Here is a 12375-nt window from a genome sequence, read left to right on the forward strand (position 1 = left end):
GATAATGAAATTTCCATCAATTCTACTGCTTCATCAACGCTTTTTCCATTGTACAAAAATCGAATAAAAATCAACTTTTTTAAAACATCAGCTTCTTGCTGATGCCTACTAATAATTTTATTCAAACAACTTTTCTTAACACACATTTTAACTCTTTTTTGTATTTTATTTACCATAAAAATAATTTACTTCACATTACTTTTAAACTTTTCGATTTAAACTATATATTCTCTATCTATTATTTGTCTATTATTTTTATTTTAAAAATAGCGTAAATAAATATATGAGAAAATATATGGGTAAATATGTGGGAAAATGAAAAATATGGGGATTTATAGGAATTTGAATATGTATATGGTTATAATGATTATGAATAATATCCATCTCTCATAGCATATTTTATATTACGAGTATTCCTATATAAGAATTTTTAGACATGTTATAAACTCCACCATTAGATGTTTACTAACACTAGTTTCTATTTCCATAGATATTAAAAGAATAAATAACCCCATTCATAGTTTAATCATTCTCTTTCATTTAGATGTGTTACTTTAACGATATATGGTTTACTGGGAACCCATTTATCACCATCTTTAACTGGGCCATAAACAAGACATTCTCCTTTTAATAAACTGGAAATTTTACTTCCCCATATTTTCCTTTCAGAAAGATCATTGAATAATAGTTTAGACACTCTATCAGATTCACTACCTTCTAGATTGAAGAATATTTTCTCACTAGGAATATTTAAAAGACTGATTACATCACTATTTAACCCATTGACATTTTGTGTTGCAAACCATCCAGAATACCCAAATTTCCTACCTTCTTTTATAATTTTAGTGGTTGGAGAGTTTGAATTAAAATTCAAATTTTGACATTCATCTAAAACTATTATGAATGGCTTATTTTTGCTACCGTTTTGCTTTTTATGAATCCATAAATCCCATAATATTACCTCTACTACTATTTTTTGTATAATATCATGATAATTCGATAATTGGATTATGCTTATTTGTCCAGGTTTTTCCAAATCAGTCCAATCAAATCCTTGTTGGATACCAAATGGGTTTTTATTAATAAATAATCTTAGTTGAGACAATGCAGATAATGAGTGAGAATCATTTGCCAAAGATAATTCTTCCCCCAAATCTTTCAAGCACATCAAATTCTTTTTCTTTTTTAAACCTTCTAAAATTGCTAGATATACTGCATCTTTTTGTCTAGCTCCTAAGTTATAAGTATTATTTATCATAGAACTAAATCTTTCAGCAATATCATCATTATCTTCAAATTCTCCATCCTCAAAAAAATGAGTTCTAAATGGATTGATTGGAAACTTATCTTTTACCACATCATATTCAATAATTTTATCTTGCAATTCATTCATAAAATCTGATTCTAAATGTTTTAAATCAAATGCATGATTATAATCTATAATTATGGTGGGAATATCTTGTTTTGATAATTCTTTAATTAAAGATTGTATTAGATAAGTTTTTCCCTGACCAGAACCTCCTTGAATAAATAAATGTCTATTTCCTAAATTTGAATTTCCAAATTCCCAATGAATTTTTCTCAAAGATCTTTTTTCAGTACCTATAAAACATCTTAAAGAATTCAAATCTTTGTCTAAATTAAATTTATTCTCATTATCTACTAAAATCCTTTTGTCTAATATTGGACCATTATTTTCATAAATACTAGAGTTAAATTCATTTGACTCATAATTAAGGTTATTATTATCATTATAGCTATCTCTATCACTATCAATATTAACATTACTGCCACTATTTTGCTGAATACCAACAAATGAACCATTTTTAAACATTAAAGATTCTCCATCTTCAAATTTAGACACTTTATCATTATCAATCATATCACATGAATTCAATGTTTCTGAATTATGAACTTCTTCTTCAACTTTCAAAACTGGAATATTATAATCATTATCTGAGGTTTCAATAATTGTTTCATCTAGTTCATTCTTCAAATCATCACTATAGATTAAATTATCAATAGCACTGACATCGTCATGCATTGTTTTCCAGTCATTAGTACTATGAATCACATTATCACTAAAGTTGATATTTTCTTGAATTTGGATCTCATGATTACTTAATAAAAACTCATTAGAAATATTTATTTTTTTGTTTCCTATTTCATCATATATCTCAGAAATAGATTTTCCAATTCCATTATATGCATCATTTTCATTTAATTCAATGAATAATGTTTCATTATCTAAATAAACTCTTTTTTCGTGCGTATTTCTCTTAAATGAGATTATTGCACATTTTCCAATAAATTCATCTAATTTATCACTAATAATATAATCATCATTTAAAAGCTTAGATTTAAAATGGTTTATTTTTTCAACATTCTTTTCATCCCAAAAGTTATTTATAGTAAATTTTTCCTTACTTGTAAAAAAAAGTTGGATAAAAAAATTCCGATAAAATTTTTTATTAAAACTATCGTCGGATTGATTTAAAATTTCGTTTAAAACATCAGAAGGAGTCTTTATATCTGCAGATTTAGTTTTTTTAGGGCTATATTCCTTCATAACTTCAATAGGATAATAATAAATATTAATTGGATTATTTAAATTAATTCCAATGAATAGTAAGCTATCAGAAATATCACCAATTAAAGAATCTTTCAATGGAGACGAAAATGAATTTTTAGGAAGGTTGACAGTATTTGCAATTCGAACAATCTCCTGTAAGGATATAGGTATCCAGATAATATCTTCATGATTCAAAATTGAAATTCCATATTTAATTGCAGAAATAATAGATAATTGATGTTCAATGTTGATATTATTAGTATTATTTAGCAATTTCAATAGCCATTCACCGTTTATACTATTAAACATTTTTATTACAGATTCTATTTTGTAGGGATCAATGTCGTTTTGGTTTGAATGTAAAAAATCAGTTATCAGTTTAATATATTGTTCTGATTTTTTTGTTACAGTTATTGAATCATAACTATCAGATGAAGAGTATTGGTCACTATAATGAATAACAATTGATCCAGAAGTATTATCTTGGAAATAATCTAATCCAAAATTTGGATTAATAAATGTGACCCAATTAGAGCTCTCATATAAGTTATTGATGAGGTTTTCATCTAAATCTGTACATTCTTTTGCAATAGCATTCTTTTTTTGATAAGAATCTCTACCGTTATTTCTGTTATTAGATGCCAACTCATTTAAATTTATTACAGTTTTAGTCAAAATATTATCAAAATTTTCAATATTTTTCACTCCAAAACCTTCAATAATTCCTGAAAAAGTTTTAGTAAATGTAGTTGAAGATAAAATCCCATTTAAGGATAATCCAGATTCCAAATCGTCCATACTGAATACAAATGGAGAAGATTCACTATTATAATTATAAAATGAAATGTGAGCATATTCAAAATTTAACTTAGAAGATAATTTATTTTTATAAAAAATAATTTTGTCTTGGATTTCCTTTAAAATATCATCAGCATCGAAATTTGTACTATTTTTAATGTTGAAATTGAATTTTTCTTTTACTTGATTAACATTTTCGCATGAAAAAAATTCATCAAAACTACTTTTATAGCTTGTATTATAAATATTAATTTGAATTTTAATGTATTTTTCATTTATTATTTCATTTCTTAAAAATTTAATAATTCCTTTAACTACCTCTTCATCATTTTCTAAATTTACAAAGTTTAAAATTAATGGAGATGTTTTATTTGTTCTGAAAAGAAATTTAAAGTGAGAAATAAAATGCCTAATTTTTTCTTCAATAACATTAGCTAAAAAAGTATTTGTAGAACCAATAGCAATTTCCTTAATTTTTTCATAAATTAACCATTCATGAGCATCGTTTTGAAAACTAGGTCCATATAACTCATCATCATGACCATATATAAATGGAATCAGATTATTTGATCTCAATCGCTTGATAATATTAGATTCAATTTCTTCATTTCTACATTGTCTATCTATTTCTAGCTGAAAAGCCATATTTATTGGAGATAAGCTTGAAAGTAAAATTTTGTCTCTATTTTTAAAAGATCCTATTTTGAGTAGATTCAATTTTTTCGGATCATTAGATAAAATACTTTTTTCTTCGATATTTTCAATCTCTTTATTAAAAATTGCTAAAAACTTTTCATAAAGGTTTTTTAAATTATTATCTAAAAATGTTAAACTAGGAATATTATTAATTCCAATATAATAGTTAAAAATTTCATTGTATGCATTAGCTAACTCTTCACTTAAAACTATATCTACTTTCTGAACATTATCATCTTTAATTTCTCCATAGAAAATTTTTTTACTTATTATTTGCTTTTCAAAACATAAATATCTCTTAAAAGCATCTTTCAAAATAAAAAAATCCGTCCCAAGTGAAGCAGTTGTATCATTGAAAATTATATTTTCTTGTTTTTCTCTTTTTAACTTCCATAACAAGTATGAATCAGAAGGTTGTTGGGATTTTTTTTCTTCAATAATTTCGAAATTGATTTCATCATCTGAATAAATCAAGGTAAATCTTAATTTGCCTTTTTCATCATAATTAGACTTATCTGAGATAGTAATTTTCTGTTCATTGTTTAAATAAATATGCTCGTTTTCATGTTCAATAGTAACCGATTTTTCATTTAAACCTGTGCCAAATTCAATTATATCATTATATTCGTCATTAGTTATTTTCACATGTTTTTTTTTATATGTACTTATTTCATATTTTGTTTTAATAGACTTAAATGCATTCTCACTAGAGTTTAACACTAAAATATTAAATGAATATGTAGATTTAGTTTCATTATTGTGGCTGTATTTAATTTTATGAAATGAGATTCCATTTTTACTTGTATCTAAAGATACTATAATTTTATTTTTAGATATATTGCAGAATTTTTTAGAATTTTTATCTAAAAATGTTCTATGTAACTCACTATCAAATTCAAATTTTAAAGTAATACTCTCTAAATTATTATCATTAAAAATTATAATATGTCGTTTCCTTTGGCCTGCTACAGTATGGGAAGAAGGTCTTTCCCAGTAAACTAGTCCTTCTTTAGTTTTTTTTTCATTATTTTGAAGGTAGTTTATTCTTTTATATAATTTATCTAAAGATTCCTTAGATTTTTTGATAGTATTGAAATCTGTATTGCACCATTTTTCATTCATCAGGTGTTTAACTCCCAAATTGTCAAATTTTGATTCTAGTTTGGATTTCTTATCTTCAAAATCCCTAATTCTTTTAATTTCATCAAAAAATTTATGATTTTCTTCCAATCGTTTTTTCATCTGATAAGGAGTATAGTGAGATAAGCATTCATCAGGGAATAATTCTAATCCATAATATTCATCAATATCAATAGATCCCTTATTGATAATGGCTAAAATTTCTTCATATTCCCATAAAGTTGTATTAAACTGCTCATCAGTTTTCATAGCAATGCAAAATTTTACTATTTCTCGTTCTTCTTCTTTTAAATTAGAGTTTTCAATGTCATATTCTAAATCGTTTGCAATAATTTTACTATTAAGAGGCATATCTCCCTTTTGTAAATCCTGCATTCCATCATATATACTGTCAATTGCACTATCACAGATGACAATTAAAGAAGTATTTTTCCATTCTTTATTTTGTTTTGCTATTCTATTTCTAAGAGTAACAATATAATCATTTTCAACAGTAGTATTTTTCACTACAACTAATTTTATATCACCTAATATAATTGCATATGATTCAAATGGTTCTCCGCCAAGATGTTCATATTTGAAATTTTCAGTTTTAGAACTGTCTTTTAAAATATTATAAAATTTTTCTACTTGTTCTTTTTCATCAAATTCAATATAAAATTTATCCCCACTACTAATTCCATTTTTATCTAAAAATCTAATCAATTTATCAGACAAATATTTATAAAATTGGCTTGACATATTGTGCATCTCCACTGTCGCTTTTTTTATCTATAATATTTAGTTTATTGAAAAGAGAAATTATTTCTTCTTTGGAATATTTATCAAAATAAAGCCCTCTTTTTTCAAATTCTTTAAATAAATGAGTAATCTTCATTTTTTCTCCTTTAATAGACAATTTTGTAATTAAAAGTAATATTTCTTGATTAATATTTAACATATGCCCATATTTTCCACGCCTTTTAAGAAAATATTTTTTAGCAATATTTTCTACATTTAATGCATATCTATATTTAGGTGCAGAGTTGATTCCTTTTTTTAGGATTTCAAATAATTTATTTATTAAATCTTCAATATTACATTCAAAAGTGGTGGTTTCCACATCATCAGTGATTTTTTTTAAATTTATATATGTGGATATCCACTTGTTTAAATAAAATAAGCATTGATTCTTAGATTCATCAGAAAAATCATCATATTTTTCCATTAATTCAGGAATTAAAAGTCCTCTAGTACCAAATAATAAATTTAATTGTTCAATTTGATTGACATATGTCAATAACTCTAAATTTTCATCTTTAAGAAATTTATAACCCAATTCAACTGATTTTCGGTTTTTACTCACATTTTCCCAATCTAATAAATAATAAATTTCATCAGGTTCATCTATTATCCCTGAAGAACCTTTACTCATTTTCAATGAAAGCTGGCTCACATAAAAAAAGTAATAATATGCAAAAAAAATATCAAGATTTCTTTTTAAATAATCTGTGTCTTTCATTAAAAATTCTAAATCATTATTAAAAAGTTTAGAAATAAAATTTAAAGAACTACAATATGTTGGATCAACATATTCATCATCTAATTTATCAATATTATCTAAAATAAAATTTATTAAAATGTTATCAACTTGTTCTATATTAAAAAAATCTTTAAAAAAAGTATTATTTATTAAAAAAATATCTCTTAAAAATTTAGCAATTTTCTTTTCTCCAGTTTTTTCATGCTTATTTTCATTTAATGGAAGGTACTGAAATAAATATGGGTGAATAACATTAATACTAGCATCTTTAATCAAATATTCTTTAATAATATCTTTCAACACTTTTTCATCTTCATCTATTGATTCAATTTTACTCTTTACAATAATCTCATCAATCAAATTATCTAAATCATAATCATGAAAAAAAACTTTGCCATTATAAATACGAGATAATTCACCAATCGTGCCGTTAAAACCATTTTCAAATTCAACTCTTTGTTTATGGTCAGTTGCAAATGGTAACATTAATGATTTTTTGAGTCTGTGTTCAATTTCACCATCTGCACGGGTCATTTGTTCATAGAGTTCACCATAATTTTTTTCAAACATTAAACCATCCTCTTAAAATTAAATAGATCAAAGTCATCTTTTTCAAATTTATATTGTGTATCATAACTATCAGTAATAATTAAGGAATCATTAATATGAGCATTAGATAATTTTTCAATGAATTCATCAAAAATTAAAAGCTTCTTTTTTTCGGTTACATTTGGTTGATATCCATTATTAATCTTCATAATCATATCATATAGTGGATAATCTAAATTTAAATCTAATTCAATACCATTAATAGAAAAAACAAGTGAAATATTTTTTTTAAATTTTGAACCTAAATTTTCAATAGTGTTATTATTTTTAGTTTTCGTTGGTTTTGGCTTTAACTCAATTCTTTTTGAAATAATGAAATTATTTAACTTACTCATAATTATATACTTCTCATCATATGACCCATTCCATTTATAAATTGTTTTTTTAATATTATCATATAATTCTTTATATTTTAAGATATCATTTGTATTGAAATAGTATAAGTATTCTAAATACTTCTCAAAGCTTTCATCATTAAATGTGTTTTTAAAATTTTTTCCATAAAAAATAGCAAAATTTAAAAATGTTTTAAGCAACTCCTCTTTCGATTGATTGTAATCGCTTAAACTGTTTATAATGACTCCAATTTTAGATGAATCTAAGTATTTACAAACAATATCCAATACATTAGAATTATTATTAGTATTATTTCTGGAGATATTGTTCCAATCAATCAAAACTTGGTCTAAAATTTCACTTCTAAATTTCTTAGGATCCTCTAAAGAAATCAATTCTAGAAGATCAGATCTTTCATATGGAGTAAATACTAAGTTAGGGAGCAAATCTTCTTGAAATTCCAAAACATTCTCAGAATAAAACGAGTTTATTTTAGGAGGTACAATAATCTCATAAATAAAATTTAAAATTTCTCTTGTAGATAATATTTTTTTATGTTTAACAATAATTTTAATAATAAATTGAATTAATTTTTTTTGAACTTCATCATCACTAAAGATTTCATAATTAACTAAAACTGGAGTGTTTAATTTATTTTCCTTGTCTTTCAAATAAGCAGTATAAAATGGATTTTCATCATCTTTATTGGAAATTTTTTTGAATAATTTAGAGATATAAGTAGAATTAGGATTTTCACCATTTTTTATAGGATCTAATTCAAATAAATTATAATCATTAAAATCAACAATCTTAATATATTCACTTTCAAATTTTTCATTAATTTTTTCTGAGTTAAAAACATTACTTTTTTCTAGTTCATCTTTTATGGTTGTAAATTCTTCATTTGCATACTCTGATTCAGAAAACTTACTTAATACACCTAAATTAATTGCTACAATGAGTTTAGTATTTGAAGTCTTAATATTTTTATCTTTAAAATTAATTAATACTTCAGATAAAGTATCGATTGATGTTTTATTAGGATTAGAACTTTCAGTAGCATCATTATGAATCTCAAATTTTGAAAAAAGTTCATTATAATCTTCATTTACTGCTGCAAGAAGATGAGATTTTCCATCTCCTACACTTCCACACAAAAGAATTAATTGAGAAAAATCATTTTTAGTAGACTCTTCTAATACAGATATAAATTCCTTTTCAATTTCTCTTTTAACATGAAGATATTTTTTAAAAATAGAAAAATCTTTAGGATCCTCAATTGCTTCCCTAGCGGAAATTTTAAGTTTAGAAATCGCTCCTAACAAATAGCTATCTTTATTTTTACAAGAAACAGAATCACTGGGTAGTGATTTTGGATAATTGTGACGATCATCATCTATAGAAATCGTATCTATAGAAACATCTTCTTCAACTAATTTACTTTTGGTTTCTATATGTTGGGGACTTGGATTTTTATATTCTTCTACTTCGTATTTATCAAAATATTTTTCATGAAACCATTTAGTGATACTATATAAATTTTTATGAACCTTTAAAGCTGTCATGATCTCATCACGAACTTCATCATGAGCGGCTATATTGCCAAGTCTTCTATTTTCATCTAATGCCCTAAAAACAAACCTGTCAGTAGAAAAAATACCAAAGCTAAAAAGTTCCTCAATTTTATCATTCAAATTAATTTTTTTAAGCTTTTGAAGATTTTCTTCATCTATAACTTCATCAAGTATTTTTTCTGTTGCTTTTCTCCCTTCAATTATTGCATAAACGGGATTAATATAAATATTTTGTTCTACAAGAGTACATATTTTTTCAATTGTAGGAAAATCTTCTTTTAAAAAATTAAATGTTTCATAATTATTATGCATATTTCCAAACCTTTTTGTCGTGATTTTATTTTTTTCATGATAATTTCTAAACTTTAAAATTTTTATGTAACCAATTTTAAATCATTTTTCATTTTAAATCATTTTAAACCAAATATTACTCTAATTTTTGTTGCTTGAATCTATTTTTTATTATTTTGGGGATTAATAGTCATTATTAGAATTTTTAAACTACTTTTTGGTGAGTAAAGATTAATATTGATTACTGGATATTTATAGATTTTATTTTGGAAAAGATTTGAATTTTTCAGCTTCATGCAAAACTTTCTCTAATTTTTCTTTAGAATCAATACCTTTATCATAGTAATAAATATCGAATTTATCTTCAATGTTTTTAATTTCTTCTTTTGAGTGAATTTTTCTTATTTCATCAAAATATGAAATATTTTTTATTTTTCTTGAAACAAATGGTCCTTCAGTTATATTACAAGATGCATAAGTGAAATAGCTATTTACATTTATATCTCTAGGAAATTTGTTTAAATTTTGTACAGGGCTTTGTTCAACAGTTCCCACATTTGCTAAAAGTGCAAAAACTTCACTTCTATAATCTACTTTTCCATCAACATTGTTGGCATTGATTTTATTTTTATTCACATTATTTTGATGCTTTTCAGTTAAATCAAAATAATTTCCATGAATAAGCAATTCATGCATTCCTGGCTTAATAGCTATTAACTCTGCATAAATTTTTGGCAAATCATTTCGATAATATTTTCTCAAGAATCTAATAATGAAATTAAAATCATTTATTTCTTCTTCGAAGCTAACTCCAGTTTCTTCTGGAGATTTAAATCCCATGTCTTTAAAAATGTCATCGTTGTCTTTTCTTACCTCAACATTACCTTGATAAACATTTTTACCTGCTAATGCTTGAAATGGCCTATTATAACTACTATGTAAAAATTTAGAAGGCTGATCAAACCCAGATTTAGAGATAGATAGAAGATATTTGTACCTTATACAGTTGAATATTCTTTCAAGTTCCATATCCCAAGGAACTAAATAGTTAAATATATCTTCATCTCTACTTAAATTCAAAAACCTATCTTTAATTTCCTTTAAGGAATATCCTAATTCTTTTTCTCTAAATTTTTCATTAATCTCTTTAGAACTAATCAATTGATTTTCATCATCAAATTCAAGAAGAATATGATTATTATTATCAGTTACAAAAAGACATTTCTTATCTAATCTTGTCAAAAAAAGATAATTCTTTGAATAGTTAAGATTCATTGTTATCACATCTATAATTCTTTTTTAATTAATAAACCGTTTCCCTATATACTAGCTAATCGATCAAAATCAGCATTATTTCATTTATTCACAATAATAACTGTTTCCATGCTTTATTTTCATCTCAACAATATTTTTAAACTTTTTTAAATCATTTTCATTGCCAACATCCAGCTCACACCAGATATAATCACTAGCAAATAACCTTACTGTAGGAGCTATTTCTAAAATAGAAGGTGCAAAATCTCTTAGCGTATCATACCATGCTCTTTGTTCATCTCTAAAAATAGGATCATTGTCATGTCTATTTAATGATTCACATAAACTAATCCATTTTTCCTTGTCAAATCCTAAATTTAAGCTAGATGGATAATTTTCCAATGCAACTTTTCTTAAATTTGTGAAATGTTGGGATTCATCAAATTCTAAAATGAACTCCTTAGATTTATCAGTTTCATTTTTTATGTAATAATCAACAGGAGACAGGTTTGGTTTTTTAATAAAGTTTTCATGACCTCTTTCATTAGTCAAACAATTGAAAATCTTTTCCATATCTGAATATCTTTTGTTTTCTTCATAATGTTTTAAATTAGTTAAAATACCTAATTTATACTGTTTTTCAACATCACCATAAACATTAGTAAGTAATTCAAAAATTCTCTCCTTACATTCTTTACAACTCTGGTTATGTTGTATTTTATTTTTATATTTCATCTACATCTCCAAGTTTAATATTTTTTAGATTTTCAAATACCTTTATTATAAAATATTTTTATTTATAAATTTATATTAACTCTTATATAAAGTAATTGATATGCTATTGATATGTTATAATTAAATAAATGATATGAAAAATTATAATAATTAAAAATACTATATTAATATGGAAGGAGAATTAATTGAAGTAATATCAATAGTTCAATCATCGGAAAATATTGAAAAGATTTTAAATTATCTTGAAAATAGAATAAAAACACCAACTAAGATAGCTAAAGCTTTAAATCTAAGTCAAGCAAATGTAAGCAGAACTTTGAAAAAGCTAATGAAATATGGATTAGTAGAATGCTTAAATCCAGATAAAAAAATAGGTAGATTATATATAATAACCGATTTAGGCAAACAAGCTTTACAATATGCCAAAACATGATAGTAAAAACTAAGTATTAATTAAATGTAATTTAATATTAATTTAATACAAGGTTAATGAGTGAATTTTGTTTAAAACATCAAATATATATGTAAGAAGATTGAATGATGAATTAAGAAGACTCAATATCATTTGTTCAAATGTTGAGTTGCAGAAAAAGAACTTTACTCGATTATTGAGAGGAATTGTCAAAATTGGTTGTTTTCAGACTTTTATAAATTTTTTTAAGAATTTATAATAATCTTAACATTGTTACAATTCTGTATTTAGATATTTAGTCAAATAAAAGTCTTTGTCCAAAATGTTCATGATACATTTTTTAAATATGATAAAATGTAATATTCATTTGGAAATTATAACTTTTTTAAAATGATTATATTATAGTCATTATTGAAAAATTTATTATTTTATAAAA

Annotated in this window: 6 protein-coding genes; 1 reads left to right on the top strand and 5 read right to left on the bottom strand. The window is 24.1% G+C overall.

The genetic code is table 11. The features are described 5' to 3' along the window. Nucleotides 1-526 precede the first annotated feature (526 nt). The 5 genes from dptH to MBCUT_RS08620 form a co-directional block, all read right to left on the bottom strand. On the bottom strand, nucleotides 527-5947 hold the full coding sequence (dptH, locus tag MBCUT_RS08600; RefSeq protein WP_067260273.1) for a DNA phosphorothioation-dependent restriction protein DptH: 5421 nt from the start codon (nucleotides 5945-5947) through the stop codon (nucleotides 527-529). After that, nucleotides 5928-7298 carry a DNA phosphorothioation-dependent restriction protein DptG gene (gene dptG, locus MBCUT_RS08605; protein ID WP_067260274.1) on the bottom strand — a complete coding sequence of 457 codons (1371 nt, stop codon included), beginning with the start codon at nucleotides 7296-7298 and terminating at the stop codon, nucleotides 5928-5930. Before dptG ends, dptH begins: the two co-directional genes overlap by 20 nt. Then, nucleotides 7298-9559, bottom strand: a complete 2262-nt coding sequence (gene dptF, locus MBCUT_RS08610) for a DNA phosphorothioation-dependent restriction protein DptF (RefSeq protein ID WP_067260275.1) — start codon at nucleotides 9557-9559, stop codon at nucleotides 7298-7300. Before dptF ends, dptG begins: the two co-directional genes overlap by 1 nt. Nucleotides 9560-9799: 240 nt before the next feature. Further along, nucleotides 9800-10813 (bottom strand): hypothetical protein, encoded by a 1014-nt coding sequence (locus tag MBCUT_RS08615; RefSeq protein ID WP_067260276.1) that lies wholly within the window; start codon nucleotides 10811-10813, stop codon nucleotides 9800-9802. 84 nt (nucleotides 10814-10897) lie between these two features. Continuing rightward, entirely contained in the window at nucleotides 10898-11527 is a 630-nt protein-coding gene (locus MBCUT_RS08620) for a hypothetical protein (protein WP_067260277.1), read from the bottom strand. 169 nt (nucleotides 11528-11696) lie between these two features. Here MBCUT_RS08620 and MBCUT_RS08625 point away from each other — a divergent pair, with 169 nt between their 5' ends. Continuing rightward, the gene (locus MBCUT_RS08625) at nucleotides 11697-11960 is read left to right on the top strand and encodes a helix-turn-helix domain-containing protein (RefSeq protein WP_067260278.1); all 264 of its coding nucleotides are present in this window, start codon (nucleotides 11697-11699) and stop codon (nucleotides 11958-11960) included. Nucleotides 11961-12375: the final 415 nt, after the last annotated feature.

Origin of the sequence: Methanobrevibacter cuticularis (genome assembly GCF_001639285.1) — an archaeon.
GTDB lineage: Archaea > Methanobacteriota > Methanobacteria > Methanobacteriales > Methanobacteriaceae > Methanobaculum > Methanobaculum cuticulare.